We start from the raw sequence: 23210 nt of genomic DNA on the forward strand, positions 1-23210 counted from the left end.
CCATGTCCGGACACGGCTTCCACGTCCACGGCCCGCACGACCACGAGATGGAGCATGCGGCCCACCACGAGCCCAAGGGCTTTGCCGGCAAGCTGGCCGTCATCACGGCCATCCTGGCCACCGTCGGCGCCTTCTTTTCGTACACGGGCGGCGTGACCCAGGTCAACGCGGCCCTGTACAAGAACGACGCGGCCATCAAGAAGACCGAGGCCAGCAACCAATGGGCCTTCTACCAGGCCAAGAGCAGCAAGCAGAACCTGTCCGAGCTGGCCCTGGATCTCAGCACCAGCGAGGAGCAGAAGGCCAAGTACCGCGACAAGATCGCGCGCTACGAGAAGGAAAAGGCCGAGATCAAGCTCAACGCCGAGAAGCTGGAGGAAGAGTCCAAGCATTTCGACGAGGAGAGCGCCGAGCAGATCCATCTGCACCACCGCTGGGCCCAGGCGACGACCGCCCTGCAGGTCTCCATCGCGCTGGCTGCCATCACGCTGCTGACCAAGAAGCGCTGGATGGAGTGGGCCACCATCGCCGCCGGCCTCGTCGGCTTTGCGCTGGGCGGCGCGGCCTGGATGCACGTCTGACGCTGTGGCGGCCGGCGCTGGCTACGATGGCGCCATGCTCCACCGCATCGACGAAGAGATCACCTTCCGCAAGCTCGAGATCCTGCTCGCCTTCCTGGAAAGCGGGAACCTCGCGCGTGCGGCCGAGCGCCTGGGCATCAGTGCCGTCAGCGTGCACCGCGCCCTGCACTCGCTGGAGACCGGCACGCGCTGCAGCCTGTTCCGCCTGGAAGGCCGCAACCTGCAGCCCACCGACGCGGCCCACGCGCTGGCCGACGTGGCCCGCGAGGTGCTGCAGACCATGTCCCACGGCATCCGCGCCACGCGCGAGATCGCCGGCTACGCGGCCGACCGCATCCGCATCGGTTCGCTCTATTCGCTGACCAGCGTGACCGTGCCGGCCCTCATCATGGGCCTGCGCCTGCGCAAGCCCGACATCCAGACCGAGCTGGTGCTGGGCTCCAACCACGACCTGCTGCGCAAGCTGCGCGAGGGTGCCCTGGACGCCACCGTCATGGGCTTTCCCGAAGGCGCGGGCGACGTCGAGTCGCAACTGCTGTTCGAGGACGACATCTTCTTCGCCGCGCCAGCGGAGTCGCCGCACGCAAGGCAGGCCGAGATCGACCTCAGCGCCTTTGCCGACGAGCGCTTCGTGTCGCTGAACGAAGGCTATGTGACCCACGACCGCTTCATCGACGCCTTCCGCGTCGCGGGCTTCGAGCCCAACGTGGTCATGACCACCAACGACATCTTCTCGCTGATGAACCTGGTGGGCGGCGGCATCGGCTGCACCCTGCTGCCAGGGCGCATCCGCAGCGTGCTGCCGCGCAACGTGGTGCTGGTGCCGCTGCAGCCGCGCTACCAGATGCGTCAGAAGATCAGCGTCGTCTTCCTGCGCACGCGCGAACGCGACCCCAACCTGCTGTCGCTGCTGGCTGCCTGCCGCAGCCACGCCGCCGAACTCAAGGGTTAACCCGCCATCGTTTCAGCGGGCGTAAACGTCGCCCGGTCAGACTGATTGACCGCCAGAGGGGCCGCCCAGAAACTGCGGCCGCATACCGCCAGATCCAAGGCGGAACTCTGGAGACAGCCATGACCCTGACCCGACGCCACTGGATGGCCGCCACCGCCGCTGCCACCGCCACCGCCGGCTGGACCGACGCCTTCGCCCAGGCCGCCAGCCTGAAGATCTCGCACCAGTTCCCCAGCGGCACGTTGGAGCAGGGCGACTTCCGCGACCGTCTCTGCCGCAAGTTCGCGGCCGAGGTCGAAAAACGCAGCGCCGGGGCGCTGAAGGCCTCGGTCTATCCGGGCTCCTCGCTGATGAAGACCAATGCCCAGTTCTCCGCCATGCGCAAGGGCGCCCTGGACATGAGCCTGGTGCCGCTGTCCTATGCCGGCGGTGAGGTCGCCGAGACCAATGCCGGCCTGATGCCGGCCCTCGTGCCCAGCTACGAGCAGGGGGCGGCCTGGAAGACGGCCGAGGTGGGCAAGCTGTTGTCCAAGGTGCTGGACGACAAGGGCGTCATCGTCGTCAGCTGGGTCTGGCAGGCCGGCGGCGTGGCCAGCCGCGCCCGCCCGCTGGTGACACCGGACGACGCCAAGGGGCTCAAGGTGCGCGGTGGCAGCCGCGAGATGGACATGATGCTGAAGCAGGCCGGTGCCTCCGTCATCACCCTGCCCTCCAACGAGATCTACGCCGCCATGCAGACCGGCGCCATGGACGCGGCCATGACCTCGTCCACCAGCTTCATCTCCTTCAAGCTGGAGGAGATCGCCAAGCACCTGACCTCGGGCCGCCAGCGCACCTACTGGTTCATGTTCGAGCCGCTGATGATCTCCAAGGAGGTCTTCAACAAGCTGCCCAAGGCCCAGCAGGACATCGTCATGGCCGTCGGCGCGGAGATGGAAGTCTTTGCCCGCGACGCCGCCAAAGCCGACGACAAGGCCGCGGCCGAGATCTATGCCAAGGCCGGCGCCAAGATCTACGACATGGACGAGCCGACGCTGAAGAAGTGGCAGGCCATCGCGCGCGACACCGCGTGGAAGGACTTCGGCGAGAAGAACGAGTCCTGCGCCGCCATCCTCAAGGCCGCCCAGAAGCTGCTCTGAGGCCGCCATGAGCCACGGTTTCGAACTCAAGCCGGCGGTCGCCGGCGTCGACCCCGACACGCCGGCCCTGCTGCGGCCCATCGCCCGGCTGCTGCACTTCATCAACCAGGCCATGGTGGTGCTGGGCATGCTGGCCCTGCTGGTGGCCTCCTGCGTGCTGACCTACAGCGTCATCTCGCGCTATGTGATGAAGGCCTCGACCGACTGGCAGGACGAGGCAGCGGTGTTTTGCCTCGTCGGCGCCACCTTCATGTGCGGCGCCTTCGTGCAGCAGCTGCGCGGCCACGTCGGCATCGAGGCCGTCGCCGGCCTGCTGCCGCGCTCGCTCAATCGCCTGCGGCTGATGCTGGTGGACCTGATGTGCACCGCCTTCTGCGCCTTCTTCGCCTGGAAGTCCTGGACGCTGTTCCACGAGGCCTGGGCCGAGGGCCAGACGACGTCGTCGTCCTGGGCGCCGCCGCTGTGGATTCCCTATGTGCTGATGGCTCTCGGCATGTCCCTGCTCAGCCTGCAGCTGCTGGTGCAGCTCACCGCCCGACTCAACGGCCTGTTCAAACCCACGCAAGGAGTCGCGGCATGAGCATGCTTCTACTGGGCTCGCTGTTCGGCGTCGTCACGCTGCTGTTCATGTTCTCGGGCGCGCCCATCGCGTTCGCGCTGGGCAGTGTCGCGGTGCTGTTCATGGCCATCTTCATGCCGGCCTCGGCCCTCGACACGGTCACCCAGAACGTCTACGAGGAGATGGCCAGCATCACGCTGCTCTCCATTCCCCTGTTCATCCTGAAAGGTGCGGCCATCGGCAAGTCACGCGCCGGCCAGGACCTGTATGCGGCCATGCACGTCTGGATGGGCCGCATCCCCGGCGGCCTGGGCATTGCCAACGTGTTCGCCTGCGCGCTGTTCGCGGCCATGGCCGGTTCCAGCCCGGCCACCTGCTCGGCCATCGGCAGCGCCGGCATTCCGGAGATGCGCAAGCGCGGCTACTCGCCTGGTTTCGCGGCCGGCATCATCGCGGCCGGCGGCACCCTGGGCATCCTGCTGCCGCCGTCCATCACCATGATCCTGTACGCGGTGGCGGCCGAGCAGTCGCTGGGCCGGCTCTTCCTCGCCGGCATCATGCCGGGCGTGCTGCTGGTGGTGCTGTTCGCCGTCTACGCGGCCCTGCGCTACCGCAAGGAGCACGCACTGGCCGAGGCCGAGTTCAAGCGCACGGGTGCCGCCTCGGCTTTGCTGGCCCAGGAGACCTTCACCAGCCGCCAGAAGTTCGAGATGCTGCCGCGCGTCGTGCCCTTCGTGCTGCTGCTGATCGGCGTCATGGTGGCGCTGTATGGCGGCTTCGCGACGCCTTCCGAGACGGCGGGCCTCGGCGCCCTGCTGGCCCTGCTGCTGATCGCCACCATCTACGGCGTGTGGCGGCCCAAGGACGTCGCGCCCATCCTCACGTCGACGCTGAAGGAGTCGACCATGCTGATGTTCATCATCGGCATGTCGCTGCTGTTCTCCTATGTGATGAGCTATCTGCACATCAGCCAGGCAGCGGCGGAGTGGATCGTCGGCATGCAGCTGTCCAAATGGGTGCTGCTGGCGGCGGTGCTGCTGATGGTCATCGGGCTGGGCTTCTTCCTGCCGCCGGTCAGCATCATCCTGATGACGGCGCCCATCATCCTGCCGCCACTGAAGGCGGCCGGCTTCGACCTGATCTGGTTCGGCATCCTGATGACCATCGTCATGGAGACCGGCCTCATCCACCCGCCGGTGGGGCTGAACATCTTCGTCATCAAGAACATCGCCCCCGACATCGAGCTGCGCGACATCATCTGGGGCGTCCTCCCCTTCGTGATCCTGATGCTGCTGGCGGTGCTGCTGATCTGCATCTTCCCGGGCATTGCGACCGCCCTGCCCGACATGGTCATGGGCGCTGTGAACGCCGCGCATTGAGGAGGCCACGATGAACGCCCCCGCCTGGAATCTGCGCGACCGCCAGCGCCGCGAGCGCCTGGCCCGCGCGGCCGAAGTGCCCGGCGTGCGTGGCCGGCACGTTGCGACCGACGCCGCCGTCGCGCTGCTGGAAGCGGTGCTGCAACCCGGCGACCGCGTCTGCCTGGAAGGCAACAACCAGAAGCAGGCCGACTTCCTGGCGCAGTCGCTGACGCAGGTCGACCCGCAGCGCGTGCGCGACCTGCACATGGTGCAGTCGGTGCTCGCCCTGCCCGAGCATCTGGACGTCTTCGAGACCGGCATCGCCAAGCGGCTGGACTTCAGCTTTTCCGGCCCCCAGGGCGCCCGCCTGGCCAAACTGGTGACAAGCGGCGGCATCGAGATCGGCGCCATCCACACCTATCTCGAGCTCTTCGCCCGCTACTTCGTCGACCTGACGCCCAAGGTGGCCCTCGTCGCCGCTCACGCCGCCGACCGCCAAGGCAATCTCTACACCGGCCCCAACACCGAAGACACGCCGGCCATCGTCGAGGCCACCGCCTTCTCAGGCGGCCTCGTCATCGCCCAGGTCAACGAGATCGTCGACACCCTACCGCGCATCGACATCCCCGCCGACTGGGTGGACTTTGTGGTCAAGGCACCGCGCCCTAATCTCGTCGAGCCGCTGTTCACCCGCGACCCGGCCCAGATCAGCGAGATCCAGGTGCTGATGGCCATGATGGCCATCAAGGGCATCTATGCCGAATACGGCGTGCAGCGGCTCAACCACGGCATCGGCTTCGACACCGCGGCCATCGAGTTGCTGCTGCCCACCTATGGCGAACAGCTCGGCCTGAAGGGCAAGATCTGCAAGCACTGGGCGCTGAACCCGCACCCGGCGCTGATCCCCGCCATCGAGGCCGGCTGGGTGGAGTCCATCCACTCCTTCGGCTCCGAGCTGGGCATGGAGGACTACATCCGCGCCCGATCGGACGTCTTCTTCACCGGCGCCGACGGCAGCCTGCGCAGCAACCGCGCCTTCTGCCAGGCTGCCGGCCACTACGCCTGCGACCTCTTCATCGGCTCGACGCTGCAGATCGACCTGCAGGGCAATTCCTCCACCGCCACGCTGGGCCGCATCACAGGCTTCGGCGGCGCGCCCAACATGGGCGCGGACGCCCGTGGCCGGCGGCACGCAAGCCCTGCATGGTTGAAAGCCGGAGAGGAAGCCCGCGCCGGCCGGCCAGGCGCCACCGGCACGCCGCGCGGCCAGAAGCTGGTGGTGCAGATGGTCGAGACCTTTCGCGAGCACATGCAGCCGGCCTTCGTCGAGCGCCTGGACGCCTGGACGCTGCAGCAGCAGGCCGGCATGGCCCTGCCGCCCATCATGATCTACGGCGAGGACGTGTCCCACATCCTGACCGAGGAAGGCATCGCCAACCTGCTGCTGTGCCGCAGCGACGAGGAGCGCGAGCAGGCCATCCGCGGCGTGGCCGGCTACACGGCGGTGGGCCTGGCACGCGACGCCCGCATGGTGGAGAACCTGCGCGACCGCGGCGTCATCAAGCGGCCGGCCGACCTCGGCATCGACCCGCGCGAGGCCACGCGCAACCTGCTGGCCGCCCGCAGCATGCGCGACCTCGTGCGCGCCTCCGGCGGCCTCTACAGCCCGCCCAAGCGCTTTCGCAACTGGTGATGCCATGAGCAGCTCTCCTGGACTTGAAACCCTGGACTACGCCTTTGCCGGCACTCGCCCCGCCGGCGTCTTCACGCCCGTGTTGGTCGGCGTCGTCGGCTCGGGCAATCTCGAGGTACTGCTGGAACCGGCGGCCGGCAACGACTGCCGTGTCCACATCGAAACCTCGGCCCGCGGCTTCGGCGCCATCTGGGCCGCCGTCGTGCATGACTTCCATGCCCGCCACCAGCTCGCCGGCGTGCAACTTTCCATCCACGACATGGGCGCCACCCCCGCCGTCGTCAGCCTGCGCCTGGACCAGGCGGCCCAGGAGCTGCAACCATGAGCACTTCTTACGCTGAATGCTCCGCCCGCGAGCGGCTGGCCCAACTCGTCGACACCGGCAGCTTCCATGAATGGCTGCCCCCGGCCCAGCGCCTGACCAGCCCTCATCTCGGCCAGCTCAGCCTGCCCGCTGCCTTTGACGACGGCATCGCCATCGGCCGCGCCACGCTGGCTGGTCGCCAGGTCTTCATCGCTGCCCAGGAAGGCGAGTTCATGGGCGGCGGCGTGGGCGAGGTGCATGGCGCCAAGCTCGTCGGCCTGTTCAAGCGCGCCCTGCTGGAGAAACCCGACGCGGTGCTGCTGCTGGCCGAGTCCGGCGGCGTGCGCCTGCACGAGGCCAATGCCGGGCTGATCGCCGTCTCCGAAGTCATGCGCGCCCTGCTAGACGTGCGCGCCGCCGGCATTCCCGTCATCGTGCTGATCGGCGGTGCCAACGGCTGCTTCGGCGGCATGGGCATCGTCGCGCGCTGCGCCGACCACGTCGTCATGAGCGACATCGGACGCCTGGCCATGTCCGGCCCCGAGGTCATCGAGGCCTCGCATGGCGTCGAGGAATTCGACTCGCGCGACCGGGCGCTGGTGTGGCGCACGACCGGCGGCAAGCACCGCTGGCTGAGCGGTGACTGCGATGCGCTGGTGGAAGACGATGTTGCCGAGTTCCGCGCGGCGGCGCTTGCGGCCCTGGATGCGGCCAAGCCGATCACGCTTGCAGCCCTGGAGCAGGAACACGCCCTGCTCGCCTCGCGTCTGAGCTATGAAGGCGCCGAGGCCATCCCGCTGTGGGCCTCGCTCGGCGTGACCGACGCCGCCCAGGTTCCCGACCTCGACGTCGCCGCCCTGCGCGGCCTGGGAGTGCGCTGATGGACTGGACCCTGCTGGCCGAGCGCCTCTTCGGCGAAGCCCACGCCATCACGCGCGACGGTGACTTCCTGCAAGGCACCGTCGAGTTCGACGGCGAAGCGCTGGCCGTCATCGGCACCACGGCCCACGCGCCCATCGGTGTGCAGTTGGCCCTGGCCCAGGCCCGTGCGGTGCTGGACGTCGTCACGCAACACCCGGGGCGCGCCATCCTGCTGCTCATCGACACGCAAGGCCAGCAGCTGCGCCGCCGCGACGAGCTGCTGGGCATCAACCGCGCCATGGCCCACCTCGGCATGTGCATCGACTTCGCGCGCCGCCGCGGCCACCGCGTCATCGGCCTTGTCTACGACCAGGCCCTGTCCGGCGGCTTCATCACCTCCGGCCTGATTGCCGACGCCTGCGACGCCCTGCCCGAAGCCGAGATCCGCGTCATGCGCCTGCCGGCCATGGCCCGCGTCACCAAGCTGCCCGAGGCGCTGCTGGCCCAGCTGTCCGAATCCAACCCGGTGTTCGCGCCGGGGGTGGGCAACTACGTCGCCATGGGTGGCGTGCGCAAGCTCTGGCAGGGCGACCTCGCCCAGGCCCTGCGCGAGGCGCTGGCCGATGCACCGACGACGGATCGCCGCGCCGAGGATGGTGCCGCTCGCGGTGGCCGGCGCCTGGCCGCCAGCGTCGTGCAGCGCGTGCTGGATGCCGCATGACTGCCCTGCACCGCCACCAGATCGCAAGGCTGACGGTGGCCGGCTGGCAGCGCCTGCTGGATCGCGACTGGGACCGTGAGGCGCGCGATTGCCTGCGCTATTGGGCAGCGCACGGCCTGCCGCTGGTCGTCACGCGTCAACGCGATGAGGACGACGGCGTCGCCATGGGCCTCAGCGCACCGCGCCGCTGGAGCCATAGGCGCCTCGCGCTCCGCGTCGACAAGACCGAGGTGCTTTACTTCGACGAGTTCCCGCGCCTGGATCAGCTCGTCACGCAGTTGCCCCAGAGCGCCCGAACGCCGGCCCGCCAGCTCGCCCTCGCCCTGCAGGCCTGCGGCGCGACGGCCCGGGTCTACGGCAGCCACGGCTGGCAACACCTGACCGGCTTGCAGCATGTACGCGACGGCTCGGATATCGACGTCTGGGTGAGCGTGATCAGCGAGGAGCAGGCCGATGCGGTCGCCGCCGCCTTGAACGCCTTCGGGTCGCCCTCCCGCCGCCTGGACGGTGAACTGGTCTTCGAGGGCGACGCCGCCATCGCCTGGCGCGAATGGCTGGCCGGTCGCGCCGGCCGCGCGAATGCCCTGCTCGTGAAGCGGCTTCATGGCGCCTCGATGGAGGCCCTGGCATGAGGGCTCTGGCGCCCCGCTCGACCGCGCCGACGGCCACGGAAATCGGCCGCGCCGCCACGCTCGCGCTGTACGACGAGCTCGCGCTGTCGCCCAAGCCCGGCCTCGTCACGCTGACCGACCGCGGCAGCCATGCCGACATGGACGCTCACACTTTCATGCGCAGCCTGTTCGCCCTGCGCAGCTATTTCGTCCGCATCGCCGAGCTGGGCGCCGTCGGCGCGCCCTTCGAGGCCCTGGAGCGCTGCGGCATCGCGGCGGAAGCGCGCATGCTGGCAGCCACCGGCGGCATCAACACCCACCGGGGTGCCATCTTCATGCTGGGGCTGCTCTGTGCCTCGGCGGGGGCGCTGGGCCAACGGCCCACGCCTGCGCTGATCCGCCAGACACTGCTGGACCGCTGGGGCGAAGCACTCGCCGCTCGTGCGCAACGCAGCTCCACATTGCCCGGCGGTCTGGCCGCACGGCGCTTCAATCTGCGCAGCGCCTCGGCCGAAGCCGCGATGGGCTTTCCGACGCTGTTCGAAACCGCCGTGCCGGCGCTGCAAAAGGCAAGAGGCCTGCCGGTTCAGGTTGCCCGCCTGGACGCCCTGTTCGCCGTCATCGCCGCGCTCGACGACAGCAACCTCGCCCACCGCGGCGGCCTCGAAGGCCTGCGCTTCGCCCAGACGGCCGCGTGTGACTTCCTCGCCGCCGGCGGCGCTTCACAAGGCCTCGAAGCCGCCGAAGCCATCGCCGCCGAGTTCGTGTGCCGCAACCTGTCGCCCGGCGGTGCCGCCGACACCCTCGCCGCGGCCTGCTGGCTGGACCGCCTGGGCTGAATGAGCGCCGCGCCGGGCCGCCCCAAGCAAGCTCGCTCCCGCTCGGCGGGAGTGAGCCCGGACATGGGATGCCCTGAGGGCATCCCATGCCTGGTGAACGCCTGGCCGCGCTGTCGGCCAGGCAGGGCCGCAGGCCGAAGGGTGCGCCAGTGAGTCTGGCCCTGCTCTTCCCCGGGCAGGGTGCCCAGCACCCGCAGATGCTGCCCTGGCTGGACGCCCAGCCCGAAGCCCGGCCGGCCCTGGACGCCATGGCCCGGCGGCTGGGACCGGACTGGCGTAACAGCTTGGATGACACGAACTGGCTGCATGCCAACGTCGTCGCCCAGCCGCTGCTGACGGGCATGGCCATCGCCGCCTGGCAGGTGCTCGCAGCCCAACTTCCGCGGCCGACGGCCGTCGCCGGCTACAGCGTCGGCGAACTCGCCGCCTTCGCCGCTGCGGGCGTCTTCGATGCCGGCACGGCCCTCGACCTCGCCGCCACCCGCGCCCAGGCCATGAACGACAGCGTGGCGGGGCAGCACACCGGTTTGCTTGCCCTGCAGGGGCCTCGCGCGCTGGCGCTGGCCGAGGCCGTGCCGGCACTGTCGATCGCCATCCGCATCAGCGCCGAGCGCGTCATCGTCGGCGGCGCGGCGGCCGAGCTCGACACCAACGCCTCAAGCTGGACCGCCGCCGGCATGAAATGCACCCGCCTGCCCATTGCCATCGCCTCGCACACGCCGGCCATGGCCGCTGCGGCCCAGGCGTTTTCGCAGCGCCTCGCCCGCGTCGACCTGAAGCCCGCAAACACTGCCGTCGTCTGCGACTTCACCGGCAGCGCTGCCCGCAGCCCGGCAGCGCTTGCATCAGCGCTTGCAGGCCAGATCGCCAGCACGGTGCGTTGGGACGACTGCATGGACAGCATCGCCGAGCGCCGCGTGCGCTGTGTGCTGGAAATCGGCCCAGGCAGCGCGCTGGCGGCCATGTGGCGGGACCGGCACCCGCACATCCCGGTGCGCTCCATCGATGAATTCCAGGGCCCCGGCGGCGTGCTGGCCTGGACCCGGCAGCAACTCGCCTGAGGGCGGCATGCGCACTGAGGCGCCTAGCCGACCAGGCCCTCGTCGTCTTCGGTCTCGCTGTGCTTGCGCCAGGCCCGTGTGGCGCGGCGCATCAGATTGAGCTGGGCGACGAAACGCTGGCAGGCAAAGCAGATCTTGACGTGCACCTGCAGGGCGAGGCGGTCCGCGGCGGGCAGCTCGCGGTCCTCGTCCTCCAGCAGCAGGCGCGTGGCTTCGCGGCAGGTCAGCGTGTTCTTCATGCGGAAGCCGCCCCGGCGGCATCGAACCAGCGCAGTTGCAGGCAGTCGCGCAAGCGCATCCGTGCACGGTGCAGCAGCACCCACAGGTTGGCCGAGGTGATGGCCAGCTCGCGGCAGATCTCGTCGGAGTCCAGGTCCAGCCACTCGCGCATCATGAAGACGCGCGCCTGGGTGGGCGGCAGGTGCTCGCAGCAGGCCTGCAATACCTCGAAGAACTGCTTCTGGCTGCAGGCCGCATCGGGGTCACCCCAGTCGCGCGGCGCCTCGCGCCAATGACCATCGGGCTGGAAGAGGTCGTCGAAGAGATCCTCGCCGTCCTCGCCGACGAGGACGGTGGCCTCGCGGGTGTTGCGGCGCAGCTGGTCGATCAGCTTGTGCTTGAGGATGCCGATCAGCCAGGTCTTGAGCTGCGACTGCCCGCCAAAGGCCTGGGGGCGCTCCAGCGCGGCCAGCAGGCATTCGGAGACGGCGTCCTCGGCCCAGGCATCGTTCCTCAACTGGGCCCGGGCGAACCGCAGCAACTGCGGGCGCAGGCATTCGACCTGAAGCGCAAAGTCGGTCACGGGTGAAGCATGGCAATCACGATGCGCCAGTTTACAAAGCGTTGGCTTGCGGCTGGCTTGCCAAGCGCTTCTAGGGGGTGAGTGCAGGCGAGGCGTCCCAGTCATGACGCACCAGGGAGTCGATGACGGCCTGCTGGGCCGCACTGCGGAGCCGCCCGGCCTGGGTCAGCACGCTGACCTCGCGCACGATGGGCACGTCCGACAGCGTGACGAAGGCCAGCCGCGCGGCCCGCGCGATGGAGATGGGCATGAAGGCGACCCCGAAGTTCGCGCGCACCAGGGCCTGGATCCAGTCCTCGCGGGAGGATTGCTGCACCACCTCCAGCCTGACGCTGCGGTCGCGCAGCAGGCGCTCGATATAGGTGGAGAACTCGCACATCACGCGTTCGCAATAGCGCTCGCGGTTCAGCTCGGCCATCTCCACGCTGGCGCGCCCGCTGAAGCGGTGGTCGTCGCCGATGGCCAGCACATAGTCCTCGCTGAACAGCGGCGTGGCGGCGAATCGCTTGGGCATCTCGTAGGGCGAGCACATGATGCCCACGTCCACGTCCCCCTGGTCGAGTGCGTCGGTCAGCGCCTCGAGGTTGCCCTCGCGAAAGCTCAGCTCCACCTCCGTGCGCCCCTCCTGGCTCTCGACAAAGCCCGGCAGCACCTGGTGCAGGTCGATGGTGCACATGACACCCACGCGCACCACCTCACGCTGCGCCCGCATGAGACGCCGGGCCTCTTCGCGTGCATGGTTGGCGGTCTCGTAGATCTGCCTGAAGTTGGGCAGCATGCCCCGACCGAGATCGGTCAGCTGCACGGAGTTCTTGGTGCGGTCGAAGAGCCGTCCGCCGATGCCCTCCTCCAGCCGCTGGATGGCCTTGGTGAGGGCCGGCTGCGACACGAAGGACCGCTCGGACGCACGCGTGAAGTTCAGCGTGTCGGCCACGGCCAGGAAATAGCGGATCTGGTAGAGCTCCATGGGCGCATCGGTCGCGGCCGAGCGCCAAACCTTTCAGTGAAAAAGCACATCGCCGATAACCGCGGCCGATGGCGCGATGAATTGTTGCGATTTCCGCGTTGGAGGCCCGATTCCTAAGCTTCTCCCCATTGCCGAGAAGCCCCATGACGACTCCCACCTCCACCCCAGCCCTCAAGACCCTCGTGATTGCCGGCGGCGGCTTTGCCGGCACCACCCTGGCCCGCGCCCTCGAAGCCCGCTTGCCGCCGGGCTGGCAGCTCGTGCTGCTCAGCGAGGAGAGCTACACGACCTTCAACCCCATGCTGGCCGAGGTGGTGGGCGCGGCCGTGTTCCCCGAACACGTCATTGCGCCGATCCGCGAGATGCTGCTCACCACCCGCTTCATCATGGGCCGGCTCGACCGCGTCGACCACGCCGGCAGGACGCTGACCTGCTCCACGCTGGCCGGCCCGCTGGAGATGCACTTCGACCACCTGGTGCTGGCCTTCGGGCAGCGCGCCAACCTCGGCATCATCCCGGGCCTGGCCGAGCACGCCCTGCCGCTGAAGCTGGTGGGCGATGCCATGCACATCCGCAACCGCCTGCTGCAGCGCCTGGCCCACATCGAGCTGTGCCACAACAAGGCGCACCGACGTTCTCTGGGCCACTTCGTCGTCATCGGCGGCGGCTTCTCGGGCGTGGAGGTGGCCGGCGCCGTCGTGGACTTCATCCGCAGCGCCCACCGCTGCTACCCGCGCGTCAAGGCGCACGAGCTGCGCGTCACCCTGCTGCACGACGGCGACCGCCTGCTGCCCGAACTGCCGGCCGCGCTCGGCACCGCGGCGGCGAAGTCGCTCGGCGAGCGCGGCGTGGACGTGCGCCTGGGCGCCAAGGCCGCCAGCATCGACGCCCACGGCGTGGACCTGGCCGGCGGCGAGCGCATCACCAGCGCCACCGTCGTCTGCACCATCGGCGCGCGCAGCAACCCGCTGGTGGAGACGCTGGGCGTCGAGACCCTGCGGGGCCGCATCGTGACCGACCCCGACGGCCAGGTGCCCAACCGCCCGGGCTTGTGGGCTCTCGGCGACTGCGCCGCGACGCTGAACCTGGCCGACGGCAAGCCCTGCCCGCCCACGGCGCAATTCGCCGTCGCCCAGGCCGGGCAGCTCGCGAGCAACCTGCTCAGGCATCTCGCCGACCAGCCGACCCGCCCCTTCAACTACAGCTCGCGCGGAATGATGGCCACCACCGGCCATCACCGCGGCGTGGCTCAGGTGCTGGGCGTGCCGCTCACGGGCCTGCCGGCCTGGCTGGCCTGGCGCGCCTACTACCTGATGCGCATGCCCACCCTGGGCCGCAAGGTGCGCATCTGGGTCGAGTGGACCTGGAGCCTCTTCTTCCCCGCCGACATCACCCACCTGCGCTTCACGCGCACCAGCGACGTCGATCCCCCGCGGCAACCGCACAGCGCTGCCAACGATCCCCAGCACCTCTAGGAGCCTTCCATCATGTTCATCGGCAAGACCGCCCTCGTCACGGGCTCGACCTCCGGCATCGGCCTGGGCATCGCCCGCAGCCTGGCCGCCCAGGGCGCCAACATCGTCCTCAACGGCTTCGGCGACGCCGGCGCCATCACGCGGCTGCGCGACGAGCTGGCCGAACGCTACGACGTGCAGGTGCGCTACGACGGTGCCGACATGAGCCGCCCCGAGGCCATCGAAGACATGATGGGCAAGGCCCTGTCCGAGTTCGGCTGCATCGACCTGCTCATCAACAACGCCGGCATCCAGCATGTGGCGCCGGTCGACGAATTTCCCGTCGACAAGTGGTACGCCATCCTGGCCATCAACCTGTCGGCCTGCTTCCACACCACCCGCCTGGCGCTGCCGGCGATGAAGAAGAAGGGCTTTGGCCGCATCGTCAACATTGCCTCGGCCCATGCCCTGGTGGCCAGCCCCTACAAGTCGGCCTATGTGACGGCCAAGCATGGCGTCGCCGGCTTCACCAAGTCCGTCGCGCTGGAAGTGGCCGAGGGCGGCATCACCGTCAATGCGGTCTGCCCTGGCTATGTGCTGACGCCGCTGGTGGAGCAGCAGATCCCCGACACGGCGCGTGCACGCGGCATCACGCCTGAAGAGGTCGTGCGCAACGTGCTGCTGGCCGCCCAACCCACCAAGAAGTTCGTCACCGTGGAACAGGTCGCCGCCCTGACCTCCTTCCTGTGCTCCGACGACGCCGCTTCCATCACCGGCGCCATCCTGCCCCTCGAAGGCGGCTGGACGGCGCAATGAGCCCCGGGCTTCGCCCATTCACCCCCCCACTCCCAAGGAGAACTCCCATGAACCCCACCCTTCGCTTCCTCTGCATCACCTCTGCGGCAGCACTGTCGCTGGCCAGCACCGCCTTCGCCGGTGAATGCCCGGCCGACAAGACCGCAGCCAACGCCCTGCCAGGTGCAGCCAATGCACCGGTCGGCGTGACCGACACCGAACTGGCCTCCATCGACCTGTCCAAGGAGAACGTCAAGCTCGACCAGCGCCGCCTGCGCATGCGCCACATGACCATCGCCCCCGGTGGCGTCGTGCCCCTGCACAGCCACGAGGACCGGCCCGCGCTGATCATGGTCAACAGCGGCGAGATCTTTGAGTACAGCAGCAAGTGCAGCGTGCCCGTCCTGCACAAGGCCGGCGACATCGCGCGCGAGTTCCTCGGCACCCGGCACTGGTGGAAGAACGTCGGCTCGATGCCCGTCGAGCTGACCATCGCCGACGTCGTCAACGACAAGAAGCCGGCCACCATGGAAAAGATGATGTAAGGCCGCGGCCTTCGTCAACGACCCCTGCCCACGCCAACCAGAAGAGACAGCCGATGAACGCCACCGCCCCCACCGCCACCAAGGCCCGCAAAGCGCGTACCGCCTCACCCCCCGGCCTGCCCGGCCAGGTGGTGCTGGTGCTGCAAGGCGGTGGGGCCCTGGGCGCCTACCAGGTCGGCGTGTACGAGGCGCTGCACGACGCGGGCATCGAGCCCGACTGGGTCATCGGCACGTCCATCGGTGCCATCAACGCGGCCCTCATCGCGGGCAACGCGCCGGCTGACCGCATGGGCCGCCTCAATGCCTTCTGGGAGCACGTGGAGCAGCCGGCCACCACGGCCGGCCCGCTGGACTGGCTGGGCATGGGCAACTGGGTCGCCAACATGACGACGGTGATGCGCGGCATCCCGGCCTTCTTCGAGCCCAGCATGGCAGCGCTGCGCGGCGTGCGCGCCAACGTGGGCGTGGAGTCGGCGGCCTACTACAGCACCGAGCCGCTGCGCGCGACGCTGGCCGAGCTGGTGGACTTCGGCAGCCTGCAAGCCGGCGCGACGCGGCTGACGGTTGGCGCCGTCAACGCCTGCAGCGGCGCCATGCGCTACTTCGACAGCCAGTACGAGCCGCTTTGCGTGGAACACGTCATGGCCTCGGGCGCGCTGCCGCCGGCCTTTCCGGCGGTGCGCATCGACGGCGAGCCCTATTGGGACGGCGGCCTCTACTCCAACACGCCCATCGAGGCCGTGCTGGACGACCGGCGCCGCCGCGACTCGCTGATCTTCGCCGTCAACGTCTGGCACCAGACGGCGCCCGAGCCCGAGTCCATCTGGCAGGTGATGGGCCGGCAGAAGGACATCCAGTTCGCCAGCCGCGCCGACAGCCATATCGCAAGGCAGAAGCAGATCCACCGCCTGCGCCACATCATCCGCCAGCTCACGCAGCAACTGCCTGCGAACAAGCAGGCCGATGCGGCCATCAAGGAGCTGTCATCCTGGGGTTGCGGCACCACCATGCACGTGGCCCATCTGCTGGCGCCGCGCCTGGAAGGCGAGGACCACACCAAGGACATCGACTTCACGCCGGCCGGCGTCAAGGCGCGCCGCGAGGCGGGCTATGCCGACACGCTGCGCATGATCGAGCGCTCGCCCTGGCGCGAGCCGACCGATCCCATCGAAGGCGTCGTCGAGCACGTCTGAGCCCGCCATGACTGCCATCTGGTTCACCGCCCTGCTCTGCGTGGGCGCCATGGGCTATGCCATCCAGCGCGGCGGCACCTGCATGGTGGCCGCGGTGGACGAAGTGCTCAACCACGGCCGCGCCCACCGCCTGGCGGCCATGCTGGAGGCCTCGCTGTGGGTGGCCGGCGGCCTGGCGCTGGCCGAGCTCATGCACCTGGCCGGCAGCATGCCCGCCGGCTTTGCCAGCAATGCCTGGACGGTGCTGGGCGGCGCCTTGCTGGGCCTGGGCGCCTGGCTCAACCAGGCCTGCGTCTTCGGCGCCATCGCCCGCCTGGGCTCGGGGGACTGGGCCTATGCCGCCACGCCGCTGGGCTTCTACGCCGGCTGCCTGAGCGTGCAACCGCTGTTCTCGCGCCCGGCCGCGCAGGCGCTGGCTCACGCCTCGCCCATCGCCGGCTCGGCCACCGTGCTCGGGCCGCTGTTCATCGCCTATGCCTGCTGGCGGCTGTGGCCGGCGCTGCTGGCACTGAGGGCGCCGGGCCGCCTGCGCACGCTGGCGCGGCAGGTCTGGTCACCACATGCCGCCACCATCGTCATCGGCGCGAGCTTCGTCGTCACGCTGCTGCTGGCCGGCAACTGGGCCTATACCGACGTGCTCGCCGACCTGGCGAGGAGGGTCGGTCCCGCCCGGGCCGGCCCGGGCCTGCTGCCGCTGCTGCTGTTGGCGGCGCTGTATGTCGGCGCCCTGCTCGGTGGCCTCACCGCCGGCCGCTGGCGCTCGGCGTGGCCGGTGCTCGCCCAGTTTCGGCGCTGTTTCGCCGGCGGCGTGCTGATGGCCTGGGGCAGCCTGCTGATACCCGGCTCCAACGACGGGTTGATCCTGATCGGCATTCCGCTGCTGCGGCCCTATGCCTGGCTGGCCCTGGGCAGCATGTTTCTCGTCATCGCGATGGCCATGCGCGTGCAGGCATGGTGGGGAACCGAGGCGCCGGCCTGACAGCCCCTCGGCAGGAGGCGCGTCTCAGCGCAGCGTGAGCACGACTTCGCCCGAGACCGGGTCGGTCACGCCCAGGCCGCCGCCCAGGTCTTCCAGCTCGGCGCGGAAGCTGTCGAGCACGCCAATCATGGTCGGCCGCGCCTGGGCCAGCGCCTCCATCGAGGCCCACTCGCCAATGATGCAGAAGCTGTGCTCGCCGGTCTGGACGAGCGCGCCGCCCCGGAAGCCTTCGGCCGAGAAATCGGCGCGGCGGTGGGCGTCGATGAAGGCCTGCTCGCGGCCGGGCTTGACGCGAAAGCGAACGACATTGAATGCGGTCGTCATGGCAGTTCTCCTTGCTGAAGGCCGGCGACAGGGCGCCCGCCTGCGCGGTGGTCGGGCCACGAGCCGGCGCCTTACACCCCCGCTGTCACCGGTTCACGCTTCATCCGGCCCCGTAAGGACCGCCGCCCTCGGCGGACCAAGCCCAGCGCCCTCCTCCACACGACCGCAGGCGCGTCGCCCCCATCGCTTCCCAAGGAGCCAACATGACACTGCAACGTTCCCTTCTCTCCACCGTCGTCGGCGCACTGTTCGCCACGGCGCTCACCAGCAGCCCGGCCCTCGCCCATGACGGCCACGACGACCACGGCACGGGTCGCGCCACCCTGCTGGTGACCAGCACCAACAACGCCACGGCCAACAACATCGTCGTCTTCCGCCTCGACACGGGCGGGGCGGCTTCGCTGTCCTACGTCACGTCGCTGGCCACGGGCGGCGCGGGCGGCGCCGGCGGCAACGCCGGCCTGGTTCAATTCCACGACGGCGTCGGCGCGGTCGCCAACTACGGGTCCAACACCGTGACCCAACTGGTTCGCCAGGGCGACTTCGTGCACATCGGCCGAACCCTCGGCCTCGCAGCCGGCTGCACCAAGCCCGTGTCCGTCGCGCTGAAGCACGACCACCTCTTCGTCGCCGGCGCCAACTGCGCCGAGGCCCACGACTGGCCGTCGGGCAAGCTGGAGGGCACGGCGGTCGCGCTGCCCAACACGTCGGCGGCCCAGATCGTGGCGGGCCGCAGCTGGGCGGCCGTGACGATGAAGGCCGGCTCTGTCATGCAATTGCCGCTGAACAAGCAGGGCGCGCTGGCCGGCACCGGCACCGCGGTCGCCCTGCCCGCCGGCGCCAACGACACGCCGCTGGGCGCCGCCTTCTGGGGCGACATGCTGGGCTTCAACCCGGCCCACAGCCCCAACAGCCTGGCCCTGGTCAACGCCGATCGCATGGTCTACCCCATCGCCGGCCCGACACCCGCCTTCCCCAACGGCAACGCGCCCTGCTGGCTGGTCAAGGGGCCGGGCAACCTCTGGTATTCAGGCAACACGCCGGCTAAGGCGATCTCGATCTTCTTCAGCGACGGCATGGGCGGCTCCTTCTACAAGTCGGTGCCGCTGCCTGGTGCGCCGACCGATCTCACGGTCTCCCCGGACGGCAAATGGCTGGCCGTCATCTACAGCGCCGCGGACGGTGCCCACATCGCCGTGTATGCCATCGACGCCTACGGTGACCTGACGGCCGCAGCCACGACGAGCGCCATCGGCATCTCCAACTTCAACGGCGTCGCGTTCAGCCAGTGACAGCCACCGGCGCCTGAACTTCACGCTGGCCTCACCCTCCTCTCAGCGGCCTCACCCGAGGTCCGCAGACTCGAAGTCCTGCAACGCCCGACTTCGAGAGGAATCGCCATGGAGACAGGCAGCGACAAGGCGCATTGGGTCGAGGTCATCGACGAGCTGGGGCTGTTCCCCGTCAAGCGGCTCGGCCCCTACGACAGCGAACGCCTGGCGAGCCGGGCACGGCGCGGCGTCATGCGCCTGCTGAATGCGGGCCGCTACCGCGCCGCGGTCGTGTCGCCGCAGCCGCTCGAGGACCACGGCCGGCCGGAAGAAAGCCAGCGTGCATGCGTGCAGCGAGTCGGAAAAAGCAAAACCCCCTCGCCGCAGGGCTGAGGGGGTCTGTCTGGTGGGCGGTGCAGGGTTCGAACCTGCGACCCCTGCCGTGTGAAGGCAGTGCTCTACCGCTGAGCTAACCGCCCGGGTGTTCGGTGGCCGTTTTTTCAGGTTCCAAGCGAGGCTTGGTGGGCGGTGCAGGGTTCGAACCTGCGACCCCTGCCGTGTGAAGGCAGTGCTCTACCGCTGAGCTAACCGCCCTGGAAAAACGGACCCGTTTCCGGGAAGCCCGCGATTATGCCACGGGTTGGGCGGGCTCCAGCGCGCGCCATTTGCAGGCGCCGCCGGCCGCCTTGTCGAGGTCGGTCAGCAGCTTGGTGTGAGCCTCGGCCTCGGCGTCGCTGGCGCGCGGCACCGGCAGCGCGAAACGGCTCAGGTCCACGGCCTCGATGGCGGCGTGGCCATCACTGCCGCTGCTGTCACCGTGCTCGTCCATCAGCAGCGCGTCCTGGCCGCGCGTCAGGCGGATGTAGACGTCGGCCAGCAGTTCGGCATCCAGCAGGGCGCCGTGGAAAGTGCGCTTGGAATTGTCGACTTCCAGGCGGCGGCACAGCGCATCCAGGGAGTTGGCCTTGCCGGGGAAGAGGTCGCGGGCCATCAGCAGCGTGTCGCGCACGCTGCCGACGTGATCGGTCAGCACGCCGCGCTTCAGGCGCTTGAGCTCGGCGTTGACGAAGCCGATGTCGAAAGGCGCGTTGTGGATGACCAGCTCGGCGCCGGCGAGAAAAGCCAGCAGCTGGTCGACGATCTCGGCGAACTTGGGCTTGTCCGACAGGAAGGCCTCGGTCAGGCCGTGCACCCGCAGCGCGTCCTCGTGGCTGGCACGCTCGGGGTTGATGTAGAGGTGCAGGTGGTTGCCGGTGAGCTGGCGGTTGACCATCTCGACGCAGCCGACCTCGATGACGCGGTCGCCCTTGTCGGCCTCCAGGCCGGTGGTCTCGGTGTCGAAGAAGATCTGTCTCATGCCGGTCTCGCGTTGCGCTTGGTCGCCCAGGCAAAGATGGCGGCGCCCACGATGACCATCGGCAGGCTCAGCCACTGGCCCTGGCTCCAGTCCAGCGCGCGCAGGCCCAGAAAGTCGTCGGGCTCGCGGAAGTACTCGGCCGCGAAGCGCAGCACGCCATAGCCCATCATGAAGACGCCGGAGATCTGCCCCGTCGCGCGGGGCTTGCGGGCGTAGAACCACAGGATGATGAAGAGCAGCAGGCCTTCGCCGGCGGCCTGGTAGAGCTGCGACGGGTGGCGGGCGATGCCGCCGTCGTTGGCCTGGGGGAAGATCATCGCCCAGGGCAGGTCGGCGGGCGCGGGGCGGCCCCACAGTTCACCGTTGATGAAGTTGCCCAGGCGCACGGCCATGATGCCGGTGGGCACGCAGGGGGCGACCAGGTCGGATACCTCCAGGAAGCTGCGGCCACGACGGCGCCCGAAGAAGTACAGGCCGAGCAGCACGCCGAGCAGGCCGCCATGGAAGGACATACCACCGTCCCAGACCCGGATGATCTCGGTCAGGTGCTGGATGTAGTAGCCAGGCTTGTAGAAGAAGCAATAGCCGAGGCGCCCGCCCAGCACGACGCCGAGAACGCCGTAGAAGAGCACGTCGTCGACGTCACGCTTGGTCCAGCCGACAGCCACGTGCTGGGGCATGCGCGAGCGCAGCGTGGCCAGCCACAGGAAGAGGCCGAAGGCAATCAGGTAGGTGATGCCATACCAATGGATGCCCTTGGAGCCGATGTGGATGGCGATGGGGTCGAACTGAGGATGAACCAGCATGGCTCGGTACAGAGAAGAGCGGCCGGCATCATAGCCAGCGCCCTTCCCTTTCCCCTCAGGCCAGGCCGGCCAGCAGCTTTTTGGCCTCGTCGACGTTGCGCGGATTGGCGCGCTTGTTCTGCACGAAGCGCTCCAGCGCCACCTTGGCCGCGGCCTTGTCGCCCTTGGCGATCAGGGCCTGGCCCAGGCGGTGGTCGATGGGCATGCGATCGGCGCCTTCGAGGGTGCGGGCCCGCTCCAGCGACTTGACGGCCTCTTCCGGCTGGCCCATTTCGGTCAGCACGCGGCCCAGGCCATAGGCGCCGGCGGCATGCGCCGGGTAGTCGCGCTGCAGCGCCTCGAAGATGCTGCGGGCCTTGGGCAGGTTCTTCTGGTCCATGAATTCGAAGCCCAGCCGCGTCCACTGGCCGCGCAGTTCGCGAGCCACCGTGTGGTCATCCCCCGCCTTGGTGCTGGCCAGTTCACGCTCGGCGCCGGCCCAGTCCTTGTCGTTCATGGCCAGCATGGCGCGCAGCAGCTTGGCCTGCTCGGGTTGACGCGGCTGCACCTCCACGGCGAGTTCCTTGGCCTTGGCCGTGCTGCCGCCGGCAAAGCCCGGCGCCATCAGATAGAACTGGGTCAGGCCGCTGCGGGCCTCGAAGAGCTGCGGGTCCAGCTCGACGGCCTTGACGAACTGCTCCTTGGTCTTGGTGGCCAGGCCCGGCATCTTGAAGACGCTGGCCGTCATGGCCTGCTGGCCGTAGACGCGGCCCAGGGCGTAGGCGCAGGCAGCCTGGGGGCGTTTGTCGATGCAGGCCTGCAGGGACGCAATGGCGGCCTCCAGGCGCGCGCCGTCGTTGTCGTCGACGGCGGCCATCGCCAGCGCGATCGCGGCCTGGTCGTCGTCGCCCTTGGCCTTGGCGGCGCGCACGAGGTCGGCCGTCTTGCCGGCGTCGAGCCAGACCTGCCATTGCGGGTCCTTGAGCAGGTCGGCCTGGGCGGCGCCGGCGAGCAGGGCCAGCGCGAGGGGAAGCAAACGGAGGGTCATGCAGGAGGCTCCTTGAAGATGGGGGCACAACGCCGTGAAGCAGTTCACGGATGCCCGGGTTTGCCCGCTGTGACTTCAGGCATGGCTGCGACGTGCCCGACGAAGCGCGCGACCACAGGCGGCGCGTCGCTGCGCCAGATCAGGCTGGTCTCGACCTGCGGGGCGCCGGGCATGTCGCGATAGCTGACGCCGGCGCGCTGCAGGCCCTGCAGGCTGGCCGGCACCCAGGCGACGCCGATGGCGGCGGAGACGAGGTTGATGATGGTCTGCATCTGGATGGCTTCCTGGGCCACGCCCGCGCCGCCATGGTGGGCCAGGATGGCGTCGTAGAGCGACGGCGCCACCTCGCGCGGGAAGATCACCAGCGGCGCCGCGCGGCACTGGGCGTCGCTGGGCGTCTCGTCGCTGCTCGGGAAGGCCAGCACCAGGGGCTCGACGCCGATGGACAGGCGCTGGTAGCCCGCCGGCGCAGCGCCGGGCGTGTGGATGACGAAACCGGCATCAATGCTGCCGGCCTCGAATTCGCGCAGTTGCACGTCCAGCGTCGCCTCGCGCAGGGCCAGGGCCACCTGGGGACAGGCCTCGCGAAACGAGCGCAGCCATTGAGGCAGGCCACCGAAGCCCACGGTGGACACGAAGGCCAGGCGCAGCCGCCCGGCCAGGCCATCGGCGACCGCCCTCACCTCGCTTGGCAGGGCGGCCGCGTCGGCCAGCAGCTTCTGCGCCGACACCTGCAGGGCCGCGCCGGCCGGCGTCAGGCGCACGCTGCGGCTGCTGCGCTCGAAGAGCTGCACGCCGAGCTGGCCCTCCAGCTTGCGCACGGCCTGGGTCAGCGGCGGCTGACTCATGTGCAGGCGCTCGGCGGCCCGGCCGAAATGCAGCAGCTCGGCCACGGCGAGGAATTGCTGGAGGGGGCGCAGCTCGATCATTGATTCACCATGCATATCAATGCAGAGAGAACAATATATTTGAAAAGCGTACCGCCCCGCGCCAAACTGCCGGCTTCTC

27 protein-coding genes and 2 tRNA genes are annotated in these 23210 nt (G+C 69.3%); 19 read left to right on the forward strand and 10 right to left on the reverse strand.

Annotated elements, in window-relative coordinates:
* Nucleotides 1-2: 2 nt before the first annotated feature.
* The 12 genes from AC3WOE_RS15840 to AC3WOE_RS15895 all read left to right on the forward strand — a co-directional run bounded on the left by AC3WOE_RS15840 (nucleotide 3) and on the right by AC3WOE_RS15895 (nucleotide 10682).
* Nucleotides 3-581: a DUF4337 domain-containing protein gene (locus AC3WOE_RS15840; RefSeq protein ID WP_492691719.1), complete on the forward strand. Its 579-nt coding sequence runs from the start codon at nucleotides 3-5 to the stop codon at nucleotides 579-581.
* 34 nt (nucleotides 582-615) lie between these two features.
* On the forward strand, nucleotides 616-1533 hold the full coding sequence (locus AC3WOE_RS15845; protein WP_492691720.1) for a LysR family transcriptional regulator: 918 nt from the start codon (nucleotides 616-618) through the stop codon (nucleotides 1531-1533).
* Nucleotides 1534-1652: 119 nt separating this feature from the next.
* Nucleotides 1653-2672 (forward strand): TRAP transporter substrate-binding protein DctP, encoded by a 1020-nt coding sequence (gene dctP, locus AC3WOE_RS15850; protein ID WP_492691722.1) that lies wholly within the window; start codon nucleotides 1653-1655, stop codon nucleotides 2670-2672.
* Between the two features lie 7 nt (nucleotides 2673-2679).
* On the forward strand, nucleotides 2680-3252 hold the full coding sequence (locus AC3WOE_RS15855) for a TRAP transporter small permease (protein WP_492691723.1): 573 nt from the start codon (nucleotides 2680-2682) through the stop codon (nucleotides 3250-3252).
* Nucleotides 3249-4610: a TRAP transporter large permease gene (locus tag AC3WOE_RS15860; protein ID WP_492691724.1), complete on the forward strand. Its 1362-nt coding sequence runs from the start codon at nucleotides 3249-3251 to the stop codon at nucleotides 4608-4610. Before AC3WOE_RS15855 ends, AC3WOE_RS15860 begins: the two co-directional genes overlap by 4 nt.
* 10 nt (nucleotides 4611-4620) lie before the next feature.
* Nucleotides 4621-6285 carry a malonate decarboxylase subunit alpha gene (gene mdcA, locus AC3WOE_RS15865; protein WP_492691725.1) on the forward strand — a complete coding sequence of 555 codons (1665 nt, stop codon included), beginning with the start codon at nucleotides 4621-4623 and terminating at the stop codon, nucleotides 6283-6285.
* Between the two features lie 4 nt (nucleotides 6286-6289).
* On the forward strand, nucleotides 6290-6610 hold the full coding sequence (mdcC, locus tag AC3WOE_RS15870; RefSeq protein ID WP_492691728.1) for a malonate decarboxylase acyl carrier protein: 321 nt from the start codon (nucleotides 6290-6292) through the stop codon (nucleotides 6608-6610).
* The gene (locus AC3WOE_RS15875; RefSeq protein ID WP_492691729.1) at nucleotides 6607-7470 is read left to right on the forward strand and encodes a biotin-independent malonate decarboxylase subunit beta; all 864 of its coding nucleotides are present in this window, start codon (nucleotides 6607-6609) and stop codon (nucleotides 7468-7470) included. The genes mdcC and AC3WOE_RS15875 overlap by 4 nt, the downstream gene beginning before the upstream one ends.
* Nucleotides 7470-8171 carry a biotin-independent malonate decarboxylase subunit gamma gene (locus AC3WOE_RS15880; protein ID WP_492691730.1) on the forward strand — a complete coding sequence of 234 codons (702 nt, stop codon included), beginning with the start codon at nucleotides 7470-7472 and terminating at the stop codon, nucleotides 8169-8171. Before AC3WOE_RS15875 ends, AC3WOE_RS15880 begins: the two co-directional genes overlap by 1 nt.
* Nucleotides 8168-8803 carry a malonate decarboxylase holo-[acyl-carrier-protein] synthase gene (mdcG, locus tag AC3WOE_RS15885; RefSeq protein ID WP_492691731.1) on the forward strand — a complete coding sequence of 212 codons (636 nt, stop codon included), beginning with the start codon at nucleotides 8168-8170 and terminating at the stop codon, nucleotides 8801-8803. The genes AC3WOE_RS15880 and mdcG overlap by 4 nt, the downstream gene beginning before the upstream one ends.
* Entirely contained in the window at nucleotides 8800-9621 is an 822-nt protein-coding gene (locus AC3WOE_RS15890; RefSeq protein WP_492691733.1) for a triphosphoribosyl-dephospho-CoA synthase, read from the forward strand. The genes mdcG and AC3WOE_RS15890 overlap by 4 nt, the downstream gene beginning before the upstream one ends.
* 86 nt (nucleotides 9622-9707) lie before the next feature.
* A complete protein-coding gene (locus AC3WOE_RS15895; protein ID WP_492691735.1) occupies nucleotides 9708-10682 on the forward strand; it encodes an ACP S-malonyltransferase in 975 nt (324 codons plus the stop codon).
* Nucleotides 10683-10705: 23 nt separating this feature from the next.
* On the opposite strand, the gene AC3WOE_RS15900 is transcribed toward AC3WOE_RS15895, so the two are convergent.
* From AC3WOE_RS15900 to AC3WOE_RS15910, 3 genes are all read right to left on the reverse strand, one after another.
* On the reverse strand, nucleotides 10706-10921 hold the full coding sequence (locus AC3WOE_RS15900) for a zf-HC2 domain-containing protein (protein ID WP_492691737.1): 216 nt from the start codon (nucleotides 10919-10921) through the stop codon (nucleotides 10706-10708).
* Complete coding sequence (locus AC3WOE_RS15905; RefSeq protein ID WP_492691738.1) at nucleotides 10918-11484, reverse strand: sigma-70 family RNA polymerase sigma factor; 567 nt, start codon at nucleotides 11482-11484, stop codon at nucleotides 10918-10920. The genes AC3WOE_RS15900 and AC3WOE_RS15905 overlap by 4 nt, the downstream gene beginning before the upstream one ends.
* A 70-nt stretch (nucleotides 11485-11554) precedes the next feature.
* A complete protein-coding gene (locus tag AC3WOE_RS15910; RefSeq protein ID WP_492691740.1) occupies nucleotides 11555-12451 on the reverse strand; it encodes a LysR family transcriptional regulator in 897 nt (298 codons plus the stop codon).
* Between the two features lie 143 nt (nucleotides 12452-12594).
* On the opposite strand from AC3WOE_RS15910, the gene AC3WOE_RS15915 reads away from it, so the two are divergent.
* Genes AC3WOE_RS15915 through AC3WOE_RS15935 form a run of 5 tightly spaced genes read left to right on the forward strand, consistent with a single transcriptional unit; the run spans nucleotide 12595 to nucleotide 17417 of the window.
* Complete coding sequence (locus AC3WOE_RS15915; protein WP_492691742.1) at nucleotides 12595-13926, forward strand: NAD(P)/FAD-dependent oxidoreductase; 1332 nt, start codon at nucleotides 12595-12597, stop codon at nucleotides 13924-13926.
* Nucleotides 13927-13938: 12 nt separating this feature from the next.
* Nucleotides 13939-14721 carry a 3-hydroxybutyrate dehydrogenase gene (locus AC3WOE_RS15920; RefSeq protein WP_492691743.1) on the forward strand — a complete coding sequence of 261 codons (783 nt, stop codon included), beginning with the start codon at nucleotides 13939-13941 and terminating at the stop codon, nucleotides 14719-14721.
* 47 nt (nucleotides 14722-14768) lie between these two features.
* Nucleotides 14769-15245 carry a cupin domain-containing protein gene (locus tag AC3WOE_RS15925; protein WP_492691745.1) on the forward strand — a complete coding sequence of 159 codons (477 nt, stop codon included), beginning with the start codon at nucleotides 14769-14771 and terminating at the stop codon, nucleotides 15243-15245.
* A gap of 53 nt (nucleotides 15246-15298) precedes the next feature.
* Nucleotides 15299-16438: a patatin-like phospholipase family protein gene (locus AC3WOE_RS15930; protein ID WP_492691746.1), complete on the forward strand. Its 1140-nt coding sequence runs from the start codon at nucleotides 15299-15301 to the stop codon at nucleotides 16436-16438.
* 7 nt (nucleotides 16439-16445) lie between these two features.
* On the forward strand, nucleotides 16446-17417 hold the full coding sequence (locus AC3WOE_RS15935; protein ID WP_492691747.1) for a YeeE/YedE thiosulfate transporter family protein: 972 nt from the start codon (nucleotides 16446-16448) through the stop codon (nucleotides 17415-17417).
* Between the two features lie 24 nt (nucleotides 17418-17441).
* Here AC3WOE_RS15935 and AC3WOE_RS15940 read toward each other — a convergent pair whose 3' ends face one another.
* Complete coding sequence (locus AC3WOE_RS15940) at nucleotides 17442-17741, reverse strand: antibiotic biosynthesis monooxygenase (protein WP_492691749.1); 300 nt, start codon at nucleotides 17739-17741, stop codon at nucleotides 17442-17444.
* A 203-nt stretch (nucleotides 17742-17944) separates the two neighbouring features.
* On the opposite strand from AC3WOE_RS15940, the gene AC3WOE_RS15945 reads away from it, so the two are divergent.
* Nucleotides 17945-19033, forward strand: coding sequence for a hypothetical protein (locus AC3WOE_RS15945; protein WP_492691750.1), 1089 nt, complete (start codon nucleotides 17945-17947; stop codon nucleotides 19031-19033).
* A 108-nt stretch (nucleotides 19034-19141) separates the two neighbouring features.
* The gene (locus tag AC3WOE_RS15950; RefSeq protein ID WP_492691752.1) at nucleotides 19142-19405 is read left to right on the forward strand and encodes a hypothetical protein; all 264 of its coding nucleotides are present in this window, start codon (nucleotides 19142-19144) and stop codon (nucleotides 19403-19405) included.
* Nucleotides 19406-19416: 11 nt separating this feature from the next.
* Here the strand turns inward: AC3WOE_RS15950 and AC3WOE_RS15955 are convergent.
* The 6 genes from AC3WOE_RS15955 to AC3WOE_RS15980 form a co-directional block, all read right to left on the reverse strand.
* A tRNA-Val gene (locus AC3WOE_RS15955) sits at nucleotides 19417-19491 on the reverse strand.
* A 40-nt stretch (nucleotides 19492-19531) separates the two neighbouring features.
* Nucleotides 19532-19606: transfer RNA gene (locus AC3WOE_RS15960), tRNA-Val, on the reverse strand.
* Nucleotides 19607-19640: 34 nt separating this feature from the next.
* Nucleotides 19641-20369 (reverse strand): DNA polymerase III subunit epsilon, encoded by a 729-nt coding sequence (dnaQ, locus tag AC3WOE_RS15965; RefSeq protein ID WP_492691753.1) that lies wholly within the window; start codon nucleotides 20367-20369, stop codon nucleotides 19641-19643.
* Nucleotides 20366-21175 carry a prolipoprotein diacylglyceryl transferase gene (lgt, locus tag AC3WOE_RS15970; protein ID WP_492691755.1) on the reverse strand — a complete coding sequence of 270 codons (810 nt, stop codon included), beginning with the start codon at nucleotides 21173-21175 and terminating at the stop codon, nucleotides 20366-20368. Before lgt ends, dnaQ begins: the two co-directional genes overlap by 4 nt.
* Nucleotides 21176-21230: 55 nt before the next feature.
* Complete coding sequence (locus AC3WOE_RS15975) at nucleotides 21231-22202, reverse strand: tetratricopeptide repeat protein (protein WP_492691756.1); 972 nt, start codon at nucleotides 22200-22202, stop codon at nucleotides 21231-21233.
* A gap of 44 nt (nucleotides 22203-22246) precedes the next feature.
* Nucleotides 22247-23131, reverse strand: a complete 885-nt coding sequence (locus AC3WOE_RS15980; protein WP_492691757.1) for a LysR family transcriptional regulator — start codon at nucleotides 23129-23131, stop codon at nucleotides 22247-22249.
* Nucleotides 23132-23210: the final 79 nt, after the last annotated feature.

The sequence above is a fragment of the Roseateles sp. FW305-36 genome (genome assembly GCF_058787015.1).